Genomic DNA, 18783 nt, shown 5'->3' on the forward strand with positions numbered 1-18783 from the left:
CTGGCGCATACGGAGTCGGAGGGTAAGGTGCGGAGTCACGGCGCGAAGCGCCCCTTCATGGGCGAGTAAGTAGCACTCAATTACGGTTTGAGCCAATGGCTTGAAGGGGAACTCCTCGCGCTGACCGCGCCGGTTGACAACCAAGGGAGCAACTTCATGGGTGCTGAACTGACACTGCCCAACTGGCTGCGCACCATCGGTGCCGGGTCGCACGGAGCGCACCGGCGGGCGCTGTGCGACGACTCCGGCGAGCTGACCTACACCGAACTGGTCGATGCGGTGGACGCCGTCGCCGCCGGTCTGCGCCGGGCCGGACTGGGCACCGGGGACCGGGTCGTGACGGCCATGGAGCCGTCCATACCCCATACCGTGGTCATACTCGGCGCCCTCGCCGCCGGTCTGGTGGCCGCACCGCTCAACGCCCGGCTGACCGGGCCCGAAGCACGCTCCTACCTCGCCACGCTCCGCCCCGCCGCCGTCATCACCGACCCCGCCCACGCGCCGCTCGCCCATGAGACGGGCTACCGGGTCATCGAACTCCCGGCCGCCGCCGACCGCTTGCCCATCGCGGACCGTACGGCCCCGCTGGCCTGCGACGGCGGGCCGCTCGCGCCCCCGGACGAGGACGCGATGGCCGTCATCTTCGCCACCGGCGGCACGACCGGAAGCCCGAAGGGCGTGTTCCACACCCATCGCAGCCTGTGGCTCTGGCTGAACACCTGCGCCCACGGGAATCCCCGTACACCCGCGGACATCGAGCTGTTCTTCTCGCCGTTCTTCCACATCACGTTGGGCACCAACCTGCTGGCCCCGCTGCTCGCGGGCGGGGAGGTCTGGATCCAGCGGCGGTTCGACGCGGGCTCCGCACTCGCGGCCATCGACCGGGGCGCCAGCAGGCTGATGGGCGCGCCGACGATGTTCACCGCGCTCCGCCGCCACCCCGACTTCGCCACCACCCGCCGCGAGAACGTCACGGCGATCCGCTTCGGCTCCGCTCCGTCCACGGACGGCTTCGTACGCGATCTGCTGCGCGACTTCCCCCGCGCCCGGATCCGCGCCGGATTCGGTGCGACCGAGTTCGGCTCGGTCATGGGCTTCGACCACGAGGACCTGCTGGCCGGCCGGTTCACCGGAGTGGGCAGGCCGCTTCCCGGCGCGACCGTCCGGATCATCGGTGAGGACGGCGCCGAGGTCCCCGCGGGTGCGGTCGGCGACCTCGTGGTCGCCTGCCCCTGGCAGGCCCACGGGTACTACGGACTGCCCGATGAGTCCGCCGAGACGTTCCGGGCCGACGGCGTGCACATCGGGGACCGTGCCTCACGGACGGAGGACGGCTGGGTGTTCATCGCGGGCCGCCGCAAAGAGGTGATCATCAGCGGTGGTGAGAACGTCTACCCGCGGGAGGTCGAGGAGGTGATCCTCCGTCACCCGCACATCGCCGACGCCGTGGTGTACGGACTGCCGGACGGGCACTGGGGGGAGCGGGTCGAGGCCGGGATCGTGACCGTCGACGACAGGACGGTCGGCCTGGAGGAGCTGCGCGGCTTCTGCCGTACGGATCTGGCGGGCTACAAGATCCCCAAGAACGTGCGCCTGCTCGACGCCATCCCGCTCACCCCGAACAGCAAGCCCGACCGGCGCCGGGTGCGCGCGGAGGCCCTGGCCGAGGCCACGGACACCGGCGCCGGGGCGTAGCGGTTCGGCGTGCGCCGGTTCTGCGGGTTCTTTGCGGGAGCGCGGCGTACGCGGGTTCTGCGGGTTCTGCGGTTCTGCGGGGCCTGGGCGGTCTGCGGGTTCTGTGGGTCCTGGTGTGCGGGCGCGGCCGGGTGCGTCCCCGCAGGAGCGGCCGGTGACGGGTCCACCGCCACCGGCCGTACGGAAGCGGACTGACGGGGCCTCAGGCGCCGCCCCCGTTGGACTGCGCGATCCCGGGCGCCAGGGCCGGGAACTTGTAGACGTAACCGCCGTTGTCACCGCCCACGGTGATGTACCCGTGGGTCGTGCCCGGCTTGATCACCAGGTTGCTGACGAGGAGTTCCGGCTTGGGCTGCTGCGGTATCCGGATCGTGGCGATCAGGTCGCCCGTCCGGTTCCAGACGACGATCTTCCCCGAGCCGAGCACCACCTGGTACACATTGCCTGCGGCGTCGACGGTGTTGGAGTCGAATCCGCCGCTCCCGGTGTTGGCGGACATCCCCACACCGGCCGCGACGACGCTCTTCCCATCGGGGGCGAGGGTGAGGGCGTCCTCGCGGCCGAGGTTGTACTCGCCCACCCACAGGCCGGAGTAGTCCGGGGTGAACGAGATGCCGTTGGGCCCGGACAGGCCGTCCTGGAGGACGCTCGGATGGCTGCCGTCGGCGTCGATACGTACCACCCGGCCGTCCGCTTTCGCCAGGGAGCCGTGGTAGTCGGTGACGTACATGTCGCCCGTCCTGTTGAACGCGATGTCGTCGGGGACCAGCTTCCGGCCGCCCACCGGACCCGAGAAGACGGTCGTGAAGCCGGTGCCGTCGCGGTTGAGGCGGTCGATCTTCCCGTTGTCGTAGTCGGTGACGTACATCTTCCCGTCGACCGGGCTGAACTGCAGGGACGAGAAGCGGCTCGCGGTGTCGGTGTAGAGCGGCTTGACCGCCTTCGTGCGCAGGTCGTACCGGAGGATCTTGGGCTTCCCGGCCGGAGCGGTGAAGTCGACGAAGTACAGCCGCCCGTCGGGACCGAAGGCGGGGCCCTCCAGCACGGTCGCGTGCCCGTACTCCGACGGCGGGTCCAGCGGTGCCACGCGGGCGTCCTGAGTCGCCCGGATGACGCGCGGCGCGGGTTCCCGCTCCCCGCCCGGTGCTGTGGCGGTGCTTCCGGCGCCGGCCGACCCGGCGCTTCCGGTGCCGTGCGTCGTGGCGGCGGTCGCGGCCACCGGACCTCCGACAGCGAGGGCCACCACGAAGGCGGCCGCGAGCGCGAAGGTTCTCCTGGTCTTGGTCATGTTCTCTCCCGGTCCACTGCTCTTGGGTCATGGTCCTGCTGCTTCGAGATGCCGCTTCGAGATGCGCCCCCGCGACGCCGCTTCGAGAACGCCGCTCCGTGACCGCGAAGGGTCTGCGCTGCGGCAGGGCGGAGGCATGGGCGGCGGCAGGGCTGCGGATCCCCTGCCTGTTACGGGGATCCGCCGGAGCGGCCTGACGAGGCCGTGGGCTTCCTCAGGTCACCGGCCCGGAGGCAGTTCGTTCGCGGTGTCCTGACCGATCGCGGTGTGGCTGCCGGTCGCGGTGTGCTGAACGTCCGCGTCGGTGCCGTGCGCGGCCCGTTGCCGCAACAGGTTCTTCTGGATCTTTCCGGTCGACGTCCTGGGCAGCTCGCAGAAGACCACCTGGCGCGGCGTCTTGAACCCCGCGATCCTGGCCCGCACAAAGGCGGTCAGCTCCGCCCCGGTGACCGAAGCGCCGGCCCGTGGCGTGACGTAGGCGACCGGAACCTCACCCCATTTCGGGTGCGGGGCGCCGACCACCGCCGCCTCCAGCACCGCCGGGTGCTCCGCGAGCGCGTTCTCCACCTCGACGCAGGTGATGTTCTCGCCGCCCGAGATGATGACGTCCTTGGCCCGGTCGCGCAGCTCGACATAGCCGTCCGGATGCAGCACGCCCAGATCGCCCGAGCGGAACCAGCCATCGGCCGTCGTCGCGGCCGCGGTCGCCGCCTCGTCACGGTAGTAGCCGAGCATCACGTCATTGCCGCGCAGCAGGATCTCGCCGAGCGTCCTGCCGTCGGCCGGTACGTCGGCGCCGTCGGGACCGACCACCCGCAGCGGTTCGGCGACGATGTTCGCGATGCCCTGCCGGGCCATCAGCGGTGCGCGCCGTTCGGCCGGCAGCTCCTGCCACTCGGGCTGCGGGTCGCACACGACGGCCGGGCCGAACGTCTCGGTGAGGCCGTAGAGATGACGGACCTCGATGCCGAGCGCGCTCATCCTGGCGAGCAGGGCCGGCCAGGGCGGCGCGCCCCCGACGAACACCCGTACCGGCTGTGAGACCGGCGTCGCCGCGCCGGGGTCGTCGGCCAGCATGGCCAGCACGGTGGGCGCGGCACAGAAGTGGGTGACACCGCTCTCGTGGAGGGCACGCCAGATGTCCGGCGGGCTCACCTTGCGCAGACAGTGGTGCACCGCCCCGGCCGCGGTCACCGCCCAGGGGAAGCACCAGCCGTTGGTGTGGAACATCGGCAGCGTCCACAGATACCGCGACGACGTGTCCAGCTTCGCGTGGTACGCCATCGCCAGCGCCTGGAGATAGGCGCCGCGGTGGTGGTACATCACCCCCTTCGGCCGGCCGGTCGTCCCGCTGGTGTAGTTGACCGACAGCAGCGATCTCTCGTCGGTGACCGCCACCGCCCGCGGGGTGGCGCCCGACAGCAACGATTCGTACTCGTCCCCCGGCTGCCCGGAGTTGATCACGGACGGCCGGACATCGCTGTGTTTCAGAGCCTCGGTCAGCGCCTCGCGGCAGGAAGCGTCCACGATCACCACCCGGGCGCCGCTGTGATCGAGGATGTAGGCGATCTCGGCGGGCGCCAGCCTGGTGTTGAGCGCCACGAGCACCGCACCGGCCAGCGGCACCCCGTAGTGCGCCTCAAGCAGTACGTGGGTGTTGGGGGCCAGGAGCGCGACCCGGTCGCCCGGCCGCACCCCGTGTCCGGCAAGGACACCGGCCAGCGCCTGTGCCCGGTGCCAGAGTTCGGCGTAGGAGTACCGCAGGTCGCCGTCGACGACCGCGGGGCGGTCGGCGAACACCTTGGCGGCGCGTGCGGCGAACGCCACCGGAGTCAGTTCGGAGAAGACCATCCCGTGCATCTCGATGCCCTCTCTCGCGCGGTTACGCCACGGCGATCGGCCGGAGCGGCGAACCCGTGCCGCCGCGAATGGTCAGCGGCAGGCCCACGAAGAGGAAACTGGCGACCGAATCGGCGGCCAGGCCCTCGCAGTTGACCCACTCGATGATGTGGATGCCCTGCTCCTGGAGGAGGTACAGATGCACCGGGAGCTGATTCCCCGGCACCGTCGAAGGCCGCACCTCGAAGGACATCGTGTCCGCGGCCACATAGCCCGCGCCCTGCGACACGAGCCACTGGGCCCCGTCGAGCGCGACACCACTGCCGCCGCTGTGCTTGCTGATCAGGTCCATGTCGGGCCAGTACTTCATCTGCCCCGTCCGCACCAGCACGATGTCCCCCTGCCGGACGGTCACCCCGGCGGCTTCGGCGGCCTGCCGCAGATGCTGCTCGCCGACGGCGAAGTGGGGCGGCAGGACATCGAGGCCGAGCGCCCGGGGGACGTCGAGGAGGACGCCCCTGCCGACGATGGGAGCCAGTTCCGACGCGTCCCCGCGCTCGGCACCGTAGTCGCCCAGTGCGTCGTTCGCCGACACACCGCCGTGCCATTCGTCCTTGTCGCCGCACGTGATGTGGCAGAGCGCGTCGATATGGGTCCCGGTGTGCAGGCTTCCCGACATGAGCTCGGACACGTAGCCGAACTGGACCTGGTTGTCATCGGGGTTGTCGAACGGGAACCGCCCGGATGTGCGCTGGCCGTGCGGGGAGTTGTACGTGACGAGCTCGAAGCGCGGGTAGCCGTCGAAGGTGGGCATATGCCGCCACCAGCCTGAGGACAGGTCGTACACCGCGCCTCGGGAGGGGATGCCGAGATCACGGAGAAGGTCATCCGCGCGGTGCTGCGGCCGGGTCTGCGAGTTCATGAGGACCGTCCCTTTCGCGATTCGCTGGAGAGGTGGCCCGAACGCCGCTGTGGAACAGGTCGTGACGGGCACCGCGAGCCCCCCGCTCAGCCTGGGTTCAGTGTACTCATTGCACTCCAACCCGGTCTAGCCCTGAAGTGGCTCGGAACGAACTTGCCTTTGAAGGGGATGTTCTGCGTGAACGGCACCTCCGGCCCGCACCAAAGAGTGCACTTTTTGACGCAGGCTCCCTGGCGTGTGGATCACGGCCGGACGGGGAGCCGGGAGATCGGATGGGGAGCCGGGAGATCGGGTGGGGAGCCGGGCGGCGGCTACGGCTCGTTCTTCGCGGACTCGTTCTTCAGCAGCTCCGCCACGGCCTGCAGGTGCCGCCGCATGCGGTGCTGTGCGAGCGCGGCGTCGCCGGCCACGATCGCCTCGACCATGGCCCGGTGCGCCTGGTGGGACTTGGCCGCGGCGTCGCGGTTCTCCTCGTCCGGCTGGTCGCCGGACTCCCACTCGTCCTGCACCATGTCCTGGTCGAGCTGGGCCAGCACCTCGACGAAGAGCGTGATCGCCGGATTGCCGGCCAGCTCGGCGATCACACGGTGGAGATTGCGCGCGTGCCCGAGCGTCACGCCCCGGTCCAGCAACTCCTGCTCGGTGTCGAGCGCTTCCGTCAGCCGGGCGATCCCCGACTCGGTCAGCTTCTCGATCGCGCTGGTGACACCGGCGAGTTCGAGGGACATCCGAGCCTCAAGCAACTGACGGCGGCTGACGGCCGCGTGCCGGAGGTAGACCCGCGCGGCGTCGCGGACGATGCCGGGATCCGGTTCGGTGACGACGAGGCCACCGCCCGGCCCACGGCGCATACGGGCCATCTGGTGGTGCTCGATGAGCCGTACGGCTTCGCGGAACACGGCACGGCTCACGCCATAGCGTTCGATCAGCTCCCGCTCGGATCCGAGGACCGAACCGGTGCGCCAGCCCTCCTTCACGATGTCCTTCTCGATCAGCTCCGCCACGGTCTCGGCGAGTCGCTGACTTCCCCGTCCGGCAGGTGCGGCGTCACTCTTCCGGTCACTTGTCATGGACGAGATCTGTCCTGTCTGAGAATCATTGCCGTGGCAACGCCGTCAGTGCATAGAGAGCACTCTTCCTGCGCAGCACTATAGAGGGGCTGTGAGCTGTGCCGCTTGCTGTTCGGCTCCCATTCAACGGCGAGACCAAATGAGTCGCCTCATCCTGTGGGCTGTGGGCTGTGGGCTGGGGGTGCCTCGGCCTCGGCGGTGGGCCCGGGGCGGAACGCGACCGCGCCGGACACCCGGGGTTGGTGGTGTCCGGCGCGGTCGCGCTGCGCGGTGCTGTGGTCCGTGTGAGCGGGGTTGACGAGGGTGCGTTACTCCTCGACGAGCATTCCGCTGCGCAGGCTCTTCAGGATGCGCGACAGGAGACGGGAGACATGCATCTGCGAGATGCCCAGCTTCTCGCCGATCTGGGACTGGGTCAGCTCCTCGCCGAAGCGCATCTCCACGATGCGGCGTTCGCGGTTGTCCAGCTTGCTCAGCAGCGGTGCCAGGGCCTGCAGGTCCTCGACTGTCTCCATGGCGGGGTCGGCCTCGCCCAGGACATCGGCGAAGGTGCGGCCGCTCTTGGTGGCCTGGCCGTCACCGTTCGACTCGTTGGGCATGTCGAGCGAGCCGGCTGTGTAGCCGTTGCTCGCGACGATGCCCTCGACGATCTCGTCCTCGGTGAGCTGGAGGTGCTCGGCCAGTTCGGCGACGGTCGGGTCACGGTCGAGCTTGACCGCCAGGTGTTCCTTCCCCTTGGCGATCTCGACCCGCAACTCCTGGAGCCGCCGCGGAACATGGACGGCCCAGCTGGTGTCACGGAAGAAGCGCTTGATCTCGCCCACGATGTAAGGAACGGCAAAGGTGGTGAATTCCACCTCGCGCGACAGGTCGAACCGGTCGATGGCCTTGATGAGACCGATGGTGCCGACCTGGTTGATGTCCTCCATCTCGCCGCTGCCACGGTGACGGAACCGGCTGGCGGCGAACCTCACCAGTGAGAGGTTCATTTCAATAAGGGTGTTGCGGGCGTACTGGTATGCGTGCGTGCCCTCTTCGAGGACCTGGAGCTGGTCAAAAAAGATCTTAGAAAGTTCTCGCGCGTCCTTCGGTGCGACCTTCCCCGCGTCTTCGATCCACGGGAGATCGCCCACCTCCGGCGGTGCCGTAGCAGTGGCGGCATGCGCGGATGTCTGCGTCATGTTTTCAGCCTCCCCAAGTAGCGGACCCCGTTCAATGACCGCTCCTGCCCGGCGATCGGGACTTCAATCCCTCTGGGACGAATGAGGAGAGGTGTGTGGTGGTTTGTCCGTATATGCCTGGGGGGAGCGGCCGTGGATCCGCCCCCATCCGCCTTGTGTCACGTCATACCGCTGCCGAATACCGCTGCCGAGTCGCGGTCCCGCCTGCTGTCTCTGTCCTGTCCGCTCTCTGTCCTGTCCGCGCGGCGTTCTGTGCGTGGATCCCTCTGTGGATCCTTCGGGGGCCCGCCGGGATTTCTGATTCCCCGCCTATTCCGGTTCATTCCCATTCACTCGCTCCCGTTCCTGCGGGCGAGTGAATGGGGAAGTAATTGCACTGAACTCTCCAGCCGGGGGTAGGCGCGCAGTCAGAAGGAAATGAACGGGCGTGCCAGGAAGGGCGTTTCTCTAGGCGGGGTGAGTCATATGCGGCAGGATGTCGGCGAGCGGAGCATGGACGCCGAGCCCGGCGTGCGGCGCGACGGAAATTCCGACGGGTGGTCCGACGGGGCGTCCGGTGCGCGGCCCGAGGGTGAGCGCGGCAGTGAATCGGACGGCGTCGGCCGTCAGTTCGCCGACTGGACCTGTCGGCCGCGTATCGCGGCGGAGGCCCGGGATGCCGCCTCCAGGTTTCTCGGTGGCCTGCACCCCGCCCCGCCTGCGCATGTGTCACAGAATCTGGTTCTGCTCGTCTCAGAGCTGGTCACCAACGCCCTGCGTCACGCCGGAGGCGTGACCTCCATGCGGCTCAGGGCGGACCGGCGCAGCGTCGAGGTCGCCGTCGCGGATCCCAGCCCGGCGCATCCGCAGGACCGCACCCCCGATCTGACCGGCTGCACCGGCGGCTTCGGCTGGCCGATGGTGCAGCGGCTCGCCCGTACCGTCGCCGTACGTGATGCCGCCGGCGGCGGGAAGGTCGTCTGCGCGACCCTGATGCGGTGATGCGGTGATGCGGTGATGCGGTGATGCGGTGACGCGGTGATGCGGTGACGCGGTCGTGAGAGGCCGGGGCTGTGGGTGTTCTTGACCGGGTGCAGATGCGGGCATAGCGTCCCAGGGGACTGAGCAAGCGCTTAGAAAGGGTCTTCAGTGCCGCAGACCGAGCCCCCCACCGCTTCCCCCGGCCCCACCGGGCAGGCTGCTCCCACCGGCCGGCCCGCCGCCTCCGTCCCCGGCCCCGTCGCCGTCGAAGCCGCACTGAGCGCCCCCGGCGCACCCTTCGCCGTGGTCGCCGCCGATGACGGTTCCCCGGTGTACGCGAGCGGGCCGCGCACTCTGCGGGAGTTCGTGGAAGCCGTGTGGGCCTACGGCGACCAGCCTTTCCTGGTCGCCGAGGGCGATACGTACACCTATGGCGAGTTCTTCGCCGCCGCCTGCGCGCTCGCCCGGCGGTTCGTCGATGTGTACGGGCTCGCTCCGGGCGACCGCGCGGTGGTCGCGATGCGGAACCACCCCGAGTGGCAGATCGCCTTCTGGGCCGCCCAGTTGGCCGGGCTCGTCGCCGTACCGCTCAACGCCTGGTGGACCGGGGACGAGTTCACGTACGCGCTCGACGACTGCCGGCCCCGGGTGCTGCTGGTCGACGGTGAGCGGCTGGGACGGGTGCTGCCGTGGGCCGAGCGCCAGGGGCGACCGGACGGCGACGACCGGCCCCGGCTCGTCACCTTCCACCAGGACGTCCACCACGACGCGGATGCTTCCTGCCCGGCCGCGCCCCCCGCGTACGCACGCATCGAGCGCTACGAGGACCTGCCGCCCGCCGACCCCGCGCTCGGCCCGCCCGATGTGGAGATCCGCCCCGAGGACGATGCCACGATCATCTACACCTCGGGCACCACGGGCCGCCCCAAGGGCGCGGTGGCCACGCAGCTCGCGCAGGTCGGCGCCATGATGAACCCCCTCTACCACGCGGCCGCCTCCACCCTGGCGCGTGGCGCGGTCCCCGGCGATGGCCCGGCGCCCGTGGCGCTGATGACCTTCCCGTTCTTCCATGTGGCCGCTTTCACCAGCGTCTACGCGGCGATGTCCGTGGGCGGCACGCTCGTCCTGCTGCGGAAGTGGGACGCGGACCGCGCCCTGGCCGCCATCCGTACGCACGGCGTCACCCACTACGCGGGCGTCCCCGCCACCGCCCTCCAGCTGCTCGAAGCGGCCGAGCGCGGCGGCGACGGACTGGAGAGTCTGGCCATGCTGAGCACCGGGGGAGCGGCGGCCCCGCCCGAACTCGTACGCACAGTCGTGGCCCGGCACAGCGGGCGTATCGAGCCGCGGAACGGTTACGGGCTGACCGAGACGTGCGGCGGCGTGCTGGCGAACTTCGGCGCCGAGTACCGCGCCCACCCCGGGAGCGTCGGCCGCCCGACCCCCGCCACCGAGGTACGCATCGCGGACCGGTCCGGGCGGGCGCTGCCCGACGGGGAGGTCGGCGAGCTGTGGCTGCGCGGGCAGGCGCTCGTGCGCGGGTACTGGAACGCCCCCGAGGCCACGGCCGCCGCCTTCCAGGACGGCTGGTTCAGGACCGGGGACCTCGCGACCGTCCAGGAGGGCCGGGTCAGCGTGGTGGACCGGATCAAGGACATGGTCGTCCGGGGCGGCGAGAACGTGTACTGCGTCGAGGTGGAGGCCGCCCTGCACGCGCACCCCGATGTGCTGGACGCGGCGGTGCTCGGGGTCGCGCACCCGGTCCTCGGCGAGGAGGTCGCCGCCGTGGTGCAGCTGCGGGACGGCAGCGAGGCCACGCCCGACGCGCTCCGGGCGCATGTCGGGGAGTCGCTGGCCGCCTTCAAGGTCCCGGCGTACGTCCTCGTACGGGCGGAGCCGCTGCCGCGAAACGCGACGGGCAAGGTGCTCAAGCGCGAGCTGCGCGGGCCCGTCCAGGAGCAGGTGACGCGGGGCGGCTGACCGGCTGACCCGGCATACCGGCTTACCCGGCAGAACGGATCGGGCGGCCGGTCGGCTCCTGTCAGGAGCGTGTGATGCGCACCCGGTAGTCCCCGGACCTGTCCTTGCCGGTGACGTTGATGATGATCCCGTGCGCCGCGTCGGTGAAGGTCTGGCCCACCGTGTACGGGGCGTCGGACAGTTCGGCCTGGACATTGGCGCGCAGGGTGCACCCCCCGCTGTCCGGGGTGCTGTCCCTGACGGAGACCGGGCCCTGGCCGGTGTCGACGTCGCCGTCGACCCGGTAGACGAGCACTCCGGGGCGGCACACCGCGTCGTCGTTGCCCGCCCGGGTCCGTACCTCGACCACATAGGCGGCGGACTCGGACATCGGGATCACCGCGAGCTTGGTGCCGCCGCGCGTCTCCAGCGGGGAGAGCGCCGCCTCGTGGGTGCCGGGCGTCGAAGCGCAGCTGACCTGCTTGTCGTCCAGCCAGCCGAGCTTCCACTTGTGCCAGCCCAGCATGTCGTTGTTGGCCCCCCAGTCCTCGGACATGATGTCCCAGTGCCCGACCGAGCCGCCGCCGCTCGATGTGTAGAGGTCGGGGAGGCCGAAGGTGTGGCCGTTCTCGTGCGGCAGGACGCGGTAGCCGGTGTGGTTGTACGAGCCCGATCCGTCGTCCTGACGGCTGTAGATGAACGACATGTTGGAGAGCTTCACGCCGTCCGCGACGGGCGCCTCGTCATTGCCCGAGAAGGTCACCGAGAGCACGGTGTCCAGCGCCGAAGGCCCCGCGTTCGGGGAGGCCAGCACATTGATCAGGTCGTACTTGCGGAAGTCCACCTGCCGGTCGGCCGCCTTCACGATGTCCTGGGCGAGCCGCCGGTACCCCGGCTGGTACGGGGAGCCCCGCTGTATCCCGTACGAGCTGAACGGCGACGGCATCCGCAGCCAGCGCTTCACGGGGGCCTCGGGGTGGTAGTCGAGCCGCCCGTAGGAACTGGTGCGGTACCAGGTGGAGGTCTGCGGGAAGAACTCGCCGTACCGCTTCATCGCGGGCTCGGAGCCCTGCGCGTCCGGGAAGTCGATCATGAGGGTCAGGGCGTGGACGGCGCCGGTCGAGCGGGCGTAGCCCGGTGCGGTCGGCAGCCCCTCGGACATCTGGACGCCCAGCGCGCCGCCGATCCGGCACGGGCTGAGCGAGACGGAGGATCCGGCGTGGTCGGCGCGTACGGAGAGCCGCCCGGTGGGGCCGCCCGCCGGAGTCCTCTGGATCAGAGTGGTGCTTCCCGACGTCAGCGCGGTCAGGGCGAGCGCGGTCAGGGTGACGAGGGCCAGCGGGCGCCGGGGGGAACGTATCCGGGAGCGGGGGGTCCGTGAACGGCCGGAGGGGCTGCCGCTCGACCTGGGGCGGGTCTCATGCATGCCTTCGCCTTCGGTCCGCGGCAGCCGACGGTTCCGAACTGCGCTCGTTCGATCACCCTGTGTCGGGCGGGACGGAGGCGCGCGCTGGGCTGGGCCGATCGTGGACATTCCGGGCTTACCGGATGTGGTGCGACCCTGTGGCGCAGGTCACGTTCGGCGGGGGAAATAACTGGGGACCGTTTCCCCGTTTGCACCGGTGTCACAGCGAACCGGGGAGTCCTTTTCCGGTTACCGATCCGGTGACGGAAGGGAAGGGGAGCGCCGTGGGAACCGCCACCGCCGTCCGGCCGCGCACCAGGGCCGACGCCCTGCGCAACCGGGAGCGGATCGTTTCGGCCGCGCGTGAGATCTTCGTGGAGTACGGGCCGGATGTGCCGCTCGACGAGATCGCCCGCCGGGCGGGCGTCGGCAACGCCACGCTCTACCGTCACTTCCCCGACCGGATCGATCTCTTCCGGCATGTGGTGCTCTCCGTCATGGCCCGCCTCGCGGACCAGGTGGAGGCGGCCATCGCCGAGGAGCCCGACAGTTTCGCCGCCCTCCGCCGTTTTGTGCACGCCGCGGCCGACGAGAAGATCGGGGCGCTCTGCCCGATGCTCTCGGACGGCTTCGACCGCGCGGACACGGAGATCCTGGCGGCGCGTGACCGGCTCGCGGAGTCCGTCGAGGACCTCATGAGCCGGGCACGGCAGGAAGGGCGGCTGCGCTCCGACATCGCGGTCGGAGACCTGTTCGTCGCCCTCTCCCAGCTCACCAGGCCGCTGCCCGGCGCGGGCTGTCTGGGGCTCGACCGCTTCGTCCACCGTCATCTGCAGCTGTTCCTCGACGGGCTCCAGACCTCGGCGCGGACGGTACTTCCGGGGTCACCGGCGACCCTTGAGGACCTGCGCCGGCCGACGTGACACCAGCCGTCACGCATACGGAACACCTGCGGACCGCACACGGACCGCATTCACCGCTCGACCACGACGCCTGAACAGGACGCCCGCATTGCCCGCCTGACCTCGATGCCCCACGCCCGCGTACGCGCCTGAAGCGCGCGACCGCAGCGCCCCGCGACTCTCACACCCGCGAAACACACACCGCGACTCTCACACCCGCGAAACACGCACCGCCAAGCGCACCCCCGTGAACCGCACGGCCGAGTGCGCCCCGGAGTGCTGCTTCCGCACCCCCGCTCAGACGCTCAGGACTTCTTCTTCACCCCTGAACTGCTGCCCGGGACCCTCTCGTTGCCCTACTGACCTCTCTGACCTCCCTGATCTCACTGATCTCTCCGCACCCCTAGGTGGCTCCCGTCATGTCAACAGCCATGTCGAATCCCATAGCGAAAACTCCTGACATATCACTCCCTGACCCCAATCGATGGAGAGCGCTCGTCTTCATCGCCCTGGCGCAGCTGATGGTGGTGCTCGACGCGACCATCGTGAACATCGCGCTGCCGCACGCCCAGGTCGACCTGGGTATCTCGGACGCCAACAAGCAGTGGGTCATCACGGCTTACGCCCTCGCCTTCGGCGGACTGCTGCTCTTCGGCGGCCGGATCGGCGACCTGTGGGGCCGTAAGCGCGCCTTCGTCATCGGGCTGCTCGGCTTCGCCGCGGCCTCGGCCGTCGGCGGCGGCGCCGCCAACGAGGCGATGCTGCTCACCTCCCGTGCCGCGCAGGGCATCTTCGGCGCGCTCCTCGCGCCGGCCGCGCTGTCGCTGCTCGCCGTGACCTTCACCGACGCCAAGGAGCGCGCCAAGGCGTTCGGTATCTTCGGCGCGATCGCCGGCGGTGGCGGCGCGGTCGGTCTGCTGCTCGGCGGTTTCCTCACCGAATACCTGGACTGGCGCTGGACGTTCTTCGTCAACATCCCGTTTGCGGCCATCGCCGCACTCGGCGCGTACTTCGTGATCCGGGAGCCCGCGGGCGGCCGTAACCGTTCGCCGCTGGACATCCCCGGCGTCCTGCTCTCCACGACCGGTCTGGTCTCGCTGGTGTACGGCTTCACGCGCGCCGCTTCCGACGGCTGGTCCGACCCGGTCACGATCAGCATGTTCATCGCCACCGTCGTCCTGCTCGGCGCGTTCGTCGCTGTCGAGTCGAAGGTCAAGGCCCCGCTGCTGCCGCTCCGGGTGGTCGCCGACCGCAACCGCGGTGGCATCTACGCCTCGCTCGGCCTGGCCATCATCGGGATGTTCGGCCTCTTCCTCTTCCTGACGTACTACCTCCAGGTCGTACAGGGCTACTCCTCGGTCAGGACCGGCTTCGCCTTCCTGCCGATGGTCGCCGCCATGATCACGGGCTCCACGCAGATCGGCGCCCGGCTGATGACCCGGGTGCCCGCCCGGTTCCTGATGGGCCCCGGCTTCGCGGTCGCGGCGGTCGGGATGCTGCTCCTGACCCGGATCGAGGTCGGCTCCTCGTACGCGTCGGTGATCCTGCCGGGCATGGTGCTGCTGGGGCTCGGCATGGGTACGGCGTTCATGCCCGCCATGTCGCTCGCCACGCACGGCATCGCCCCGCGTGACGCGGGTGTCGCCTCCGCGATGGTCAACACCTCGCAGCAGGTGGGCGGTGCGATCGGCACGGCGCTGCTGAACACGATCGCCGCATCCGCCACCACCGCGTACCTCGTGGGGCACGCGGCGGCCGGCGGCAACGCGAAGCTGGTCCAGGCCCAGGCGCTGGTGCACGGCTACACGAACGCGATCTGGGTGGCGGTGGGCATCCTGGCCGTCGCATCGGTGATCGCGCTGACGCTCATCAACGCCGGTCGCCCCTCGGTCACTCCGGTGGCTTCCGGCTCCGGTTCCGGTTCGGCTTCCGGGGACTCCGAATCGGTCGAGGACGAGGTGCCGATCCCGGTGATCGCACACTGAGCCGAGCCGGCTGACGGTAGTCCGACGGCGCTCCTCTCGCATGGAGCTGCCCAGGGGTGATCTGCCCTGGTTCCGCAGGGATGTCTCAGGAGAGACGTCAGCGGAGCCAGGGCAGATCCGCGTCCTCACCCTGCGGCTGCAGCCCCTCGGCCATGACCCGCATGATCTCGCCGAGCTGGCCGATCTGTTCGGGGGAGAGGCGGTCGAACAACGCCTGCCGTACGGCCGCCACATGGCCGGGCGCGGTGCGCTCCAGCACCTTCGTACCGGCCGGCGTGAGGACCGCGTTCTGGCCCCGCTTGTCGGACGGGCAGTCCTCGCGGCGCACCCAGCCGTTCCGTTCCAGCCGCGCTATCGCGTGCGAGAGCCGGGAGCGGGTGATCTTCGCGTCCATCGCCAGCTCGGTCATCCGCATCCGCCGCCGGGGCGCCTGGGAGAGCTTCACGAGGAGCCCGTAATAGATGTGCGGCATCCCGGCATCGCGCTGCAACTGGCGGTCGAGATGGTCCTCCAGGAGCGTGGTGGCGTGGAGGTACGCGCGCCAGATGCGCTGCTCCTCGTCGCTGAGCCAGCGCGGTTCGTCAGGGGGCGGTGCCGAGGTCATGTGCTCCACTGTACGACTCTTTCTTGAATATTAAACTAGATGCGATTAAGGTCTGATTCCGAGTGAACGCTTGAGACTTCAAGTAATGGAGTTGTCGACCATGACCATCACCGCCCCGGAACGTATGCCCGCCCTCTATCTCTCCCATGGCGCGCCACCGCTCGCCGACGATCCGGTCTGGCCGGGCCAGCTCGCCGCATGGTCCGCCGGTCTGCCGCGCCCCAAGGCCATCCTGATGGTCTCCGCGCACTGGGAAGACGCCCCACTGGCGCTCGGCGCGACCGGGACCGTCCCCCTCGTCTACGACTTCTGGGGCTTTCCCGATCACTACTACCAGGTGCGTTACGGCGCTCCGGGCGCGCCCCTGCTGGCCGGGAGCGTGAGGAAACTGCTGCGCGGCGCGGGACAGCCGGTCCAGGACGTCCCGGACCGGGGGCTCGACCACGGTGCGTATGTCCCGCTGGTCGAGATGTTCCCGGAGGCCGACATACCGGTGCTCCAGATCTCCATGCCGACGCTCGATCCGCAGCAGCTGATGGACATCGGACGCAGGCTGGCCCCGCTGCGCGACGAGGGTGTACTGATCGTCGGCAGCGGCTTCTTCACCCACAACCTGGCCGCGCTGCGGCACGAGGGCACCCCCGGCTGGTCCGCCGAGTTCGACGCCTGGGGGCGGGAGGCGCTGGAGGCGCAGGACATCGACGCGCTGCTCGACTTCGAGCGCAAGTCCCCGTCCGCGCCGCTCGCCCACCCGCGTACGGAACACTTCGCACCGCTCTTCGTGACGCTGGGCGCGGCAGGGGACGGGCTGGAGAGCCGGCGTGATGTGATCGACGGCTTCTGGATGGGACTGGCGAAGCGGTCGGTGCAGTTCGGGTAGGGCGGCGGCGGGTGTTCCGTGCGGGCCCGTGCCGGGCCGGTGATGTACGGGACGGGCCCGGTGGTGTACGGGACGGGCCGGTGGCGTACGGGACGGGCCGGCGCGTACGGCTACTCTCCGCCCAGCTCCTTCTCGTACCAGGCGACGTCGTGGTACGTGCCGAACTTCCGCCCCACCTCGCGGTAGGTGCCCACAGGTGTGAAGCCGAAGCGGGCGTGCAGCGCGGCGGATGCCTCGTTGGGCAGGGTGATACCGGCGTACGCCCGGTGTACGTCCTCCTCCGTCAGCGCCTCGAACAGCGCCCCGTAGAGCATCGTGCCGATCCCGCGCCCCGCCGCCGCGGGCGCGCAGTAGACGGTCACCTCCACCGACGTGGCGTACGCGGCCTTCGGCCGGAATGCGCTGCTGGTTGCATAGCCGAGAATCCGGGCAGAAGGTACCTCCTGCGCAACCAGCAGCCGGTGAGGGCCGTCTTCTGGGTGGGAGAGCAGCCACGGACGGCGTTCCTCGGGAGTGAAGACATTCGTGTCGAATGTGATCGCAGTCTCACGGATGTAGTGGTTGTAGAGGTCGGTGAGGGCTTGGAGATCTGCCTCTCTGCCCGGCCTGACCTGCACTTCCGCACGCTGTGCAGACATCTGCTCTCCCTTGGTGGCGGGACAGGGTACTGCATGATCACTAAAAACAGAGCGGGTCATGGGAATTCTGTCCGGATTCCAGTCGTTGTTTCCATCAGATGCAGGGCACCGGAGAGGGTGTTCCGCACCACACGTTCCGCACCACACGTTCCGAACGACCCGTTCCGAACGACAACTCCGAATGACAACAGAGCCGCTGAAACCGAGCGACTGAACAGCGACTGAACACCGAGCCACTGATTCGCGACCTCATCACGTTACTCACGTTAGGGAGCACGCATGGCAACCCGTGCCGTCGCCCGTCGATCCGACCGGGCAAGCAGCGTTCGCGCCGTAGGCGGGGAGATCGCCGACCGCGACCTGGTCGGCATGTACCTCGACGAAATAGCACGTACGCCACTGCTCGACGCCGAGAAGGAAGTCGAGCTGTCCCAGACCATCGAGGCCGGGGTGTACGCCCAGCAGATCCTCGACGGCTCCGTGCAGAGTGAGGCGGACGGGGCTTCGCGTGAGGAGCTGGAGGCGCTGATCGCCGCCGGGGAGCGCGCCAAGGACATCTTCATCCGGTCCAATCTGCGGCTGGTCGTCGCCGTCGCCCGCCGCTATCCGCGAGCCGGTCTGCCGCTGCTCGACCTCATCCAGGAGGGCAACGCCGGCCTGGTCCGCGCCGTCGAGAAGTTCGACTACGCGAAGGGCTTCAAGTTCTCCACGTACGCGACCTGGTGGATCCGGCAGGCCATCACCCGGTCCATAGCGGACCAGTCGCGCACCATCCGGCTCCCCGTCCACCTGGTGGAGGAGCTGGGCCGGATCCGCCGTGTCCAGCGCGAGTTCAACCGCGAGCACGGCCGCGACCCGGAGCACGAGGAGATCGCCGCCGAGCTGGACACCAAGCCGGAGCGCGTGAGCGATGTGCTGGACTGGGCGCGTGACCCGGTCAGCCTGAACATGTCGGTGGACGACCAGGGCGAGACGCAGTTCGGTGACCTCCTGGAGGACACGTCGGCGGTGTCGCCCGAGCAGTCGGTGATGACGCTGCTGCGCAGCGAGGAGCTCGACGAGCTGATCGGCAAGCTCGACCACCGCACGGCTTCGATCATCAAGATGCGGTTCGGTATCGACGACGGCCGGGAGCGGACGCTGACCGAGGTCGGCAAGGAGCACGGTCTGACGCGTGAGCGGATCCGCCAGATCGAGAAGCACGCCCTGCTCGAACTGAAGAAGATGGCCGACGATGTGGGCTTCGACGCGGCGGCGTGAACAGGCCGGACCGAAAGCCCAGCGCTCTTCGTGGCCCTCGTGCCGCCTCCGTCCCCGACTGCCGGGGCGCGCCCCGCGGGGGGGGCGGGCTCACCATCTGGGTGGTGGGGGGCGCCGAGCCCCCCGACCATCATGTGCGGGACGAATCCCAGCGCGGGGTTGTCCGCACCGACCTCGCCGCGCTCCACCGCGCGC

Annotated in this window: 15 protein-coding genes; 7 read left to right on the plus strand and 8 right to left on the minus strand. The window is 69.7% G+C overall.

What is annotated here, in order from left to right; genetic code table 11:
* The first annotated feature begins 156 nt into the window (after positions 1-156).
* Positions 157-1695 carry a class I adenylate-forming enzyme family protein gene (locus tag ACFXBC_RS07785; RefSeq protein ID WP_385019849.1) on the plus strand — a complete coding sequence of 513 codons (1539 nt, stop codon included), beginning with the start codon at positions 157-159 and terminating at the stop codon, positions 1693-1695.
* A 202-nt stretch (positions 1696-1897) separates the two neighbouring features.
* Here ACFXBC_RS07785 and ACFXBC_RS07790 read toward each other — a convergent pair whose 3' ends face one another.
* The 5 genes from ACFXBC_RS07790 to ACFXBC_RS07810 all read right to left on the minus strand — a co-directional run bounded on the left by ACFXBC_RS07790 (position 1898) and on the right by ACFXBC_RS07810 (position 7995).
* A complete protein-coding gene (locus ACFXBC_RS07790; protein WP_385019851.1) occupies positions 1898-2983 on the minus strand; it encodes an SMP-30/gluconolactonase/LRE family protein in 1086 nt (361 codons plus the stop codon).
* A gap of 219 nt (positions 2984-3202) precedes the next feature.
* Complete coding sequence (locus ACFXBC_RS07795) at positions 3203-4843, minus strand: AMP-binding protein (protein WP_385019853.1); 1641 nt, start codon at positions 4841-4843, stop codon at positions 3203-3205.
* Between the two features lie 22 nt (positions 4844-4865).
* A complete protein-coding gene (locus ACFXBC_RS07800) occupies positions 4866-5744 on the minus strand; it encodes a cyclase family protein (protein ID WP_385019855.1) in 879 nt (292 codons plus the stop codon).
* A 311-nt stretch (positions 5745-6055) separates the two neighbouring features.
* Positions 6056-6814, minus strand: coding sequence for a FadR/GntR family transcriptional regulator (locus ACFXBC_RS07805; RefSeq protein ID WP_385019857.1), 759 nt, complete (start codon positions 6812-6814; stop codon positions 6056-6058).
* Positions 6815-7122: 308 nt separating this feature from the next.
* Positions 7123-7995: an RNA polymerase sigma factor SigF gene (locus ACFXBC_RS07810; RefSeq protein WP_385019859.1), complete on the minus strand. Its 873-nt coding sequence runs from the start codon at positions 7993-7995 to the stop codon at positions 7123-7125.
* A 636-nt stretch (positions 7996-8631) separates the two neighbouring features.
* Here ACFXBC_RS07810 and ACFXBC_RS07815 point away from each other — a divergent pair.
* On the plus strand, positions 8632-8976 hold the full coding sequence (locus tag ACFXBC_RS07815) for an ATP-binding protein (RefSeq protein WP_385019948.1): 345 nt from the start codon (positions 8632-8634) through the stop codon (positions 8974-8976).
* A 147-nt stretch (positions 8977-9123) separates the two neighbouring features.
* Positions 9124-10935 carry a class I adenylate-forming enzyme family protein gene (locus ACFXBC_RS07820; protein WP_385019861.1) on the plus strand — a complete coding sequence of 604 codons (1812 nt, stop codon included), beginning with the start codon at positions 9124-9126 and terminating at the stop codon, positions 10933-10935.
* Positions 10936-10996: 61 nt separating this feature from the next.
* On the opposite strand, the gene ACFXBC_RS07825 is transcribed toward ACFXBC_RS07820, so the two are convergent.
* Positions 10997-12340, minus strand: a complete 1344-nt coding sequence (locus ACFXBC_RS07825; protein WP_385019863.1) for a M6 family metalloprotease domain-containing protein — start codon at positions 12338-12340, stop codon at positions 10997-10999.
* A 263-nt stretch (positions 12341-12603) separates the two neighbouring features.
* Between ACFXBC_RS07825 and ACFXBC_RS07830 the strand changes: the two genes are divergently transcribed.
* On the plus strand, positions 12604-13242 hold the full coding sequence (locus ACFXBC_RS07830) for a TetR/AcrR family transcriptional regulator (protein ID WP_385019865.1): 639 nt from the start codon (positions 12604-12606) through the stop codon (positions 13240-13242).
* 410 nt (positions 13243-13652) lie between these two features.
* A complete protein-coding gene (locus ACFXBC_RS07835; RefSeq protein ID WP_385019867.1) occupies positions 13653-15206 on the plus strand; it encodes an MFS transporter in 1554 nt (517 codons plus the stop codon).
* A gap of 97 nt (positions 15207-15303) precedes the next feature.
* On the opposite strand, the gene ACFXBC_RS07840 is transcribed toward ACFXBC_RS07835, so the two are convergent.
* Positions 15304-15819: a MarR family winged helix-turn-helix transcriptional regulator gene (locus tag ACFXBC_RS07840; RefSeq protein ID WP_385019869.1), complete on the minus strand. Its 516-nt coding sequence runs from the start codon at positions 15817-15819 to the stop codon at positions 15304-15306.
* Positions 15820-15910: 91 nt separating this feature from the next.
* Between ACFXBC_RS07840 and ACFXBC_RS07845 the strand changes: the two genes are divergently transcribed.
* Positions 15911-16690, plus strand: a complete 780-nt coding sequence (locus tag ACFXBC_RS07845; protein WP_385019871.1) for a dioxygenase — start codon at positions 15911-15913, stop codon at positions 16688-16690.
* Positions 16691-16800: 110 nt separating this feature from the next.
* On the opposite strand, the gene ACFXBC_RS07850 is transcribed toward ACFXBC_RS07845, so the two are convergent.
* Positions 16801-17328: a GNAT family N-acetyltransferase gene (locus tag ACFXBC_RS07850; RefSeq protein WP_385019873.1), complete on the minus strand. Its 528-nt coding sequence runs from the start codon at positions 17326-17328 to the stop codon at positions 16801-16803.
* Between the two features lie 279 nt (positions 17329-17607).
* On the opposite strand from ACFXBC_RS07850, the gene ACFXBC_RS07855 reads away from it, so the two are divergent.
* The gene (locus ACFXBC_RS07855) at positions 17608-18588 is read left to right on the plus strand and encodes an RNA polymerase sigma factor RpoD/SigA (protein WP_385019875.1); all 981 of its coding nucleotides are present in this window, start codon (positions 17608-17610) and stop codon (positions 18586-18588) included.
* Positions 18589-18783: the final 195 nt, after the last annotated feature.

It is taken from the genome of Streptomyces sp. NPDC059398 (assembly GCF_042751845.1).
Lineage (GTDB): Bacteria > Actinomycetota > Actinomycetes > Streptomycetales > Streptomycetaceae > Streptomyces.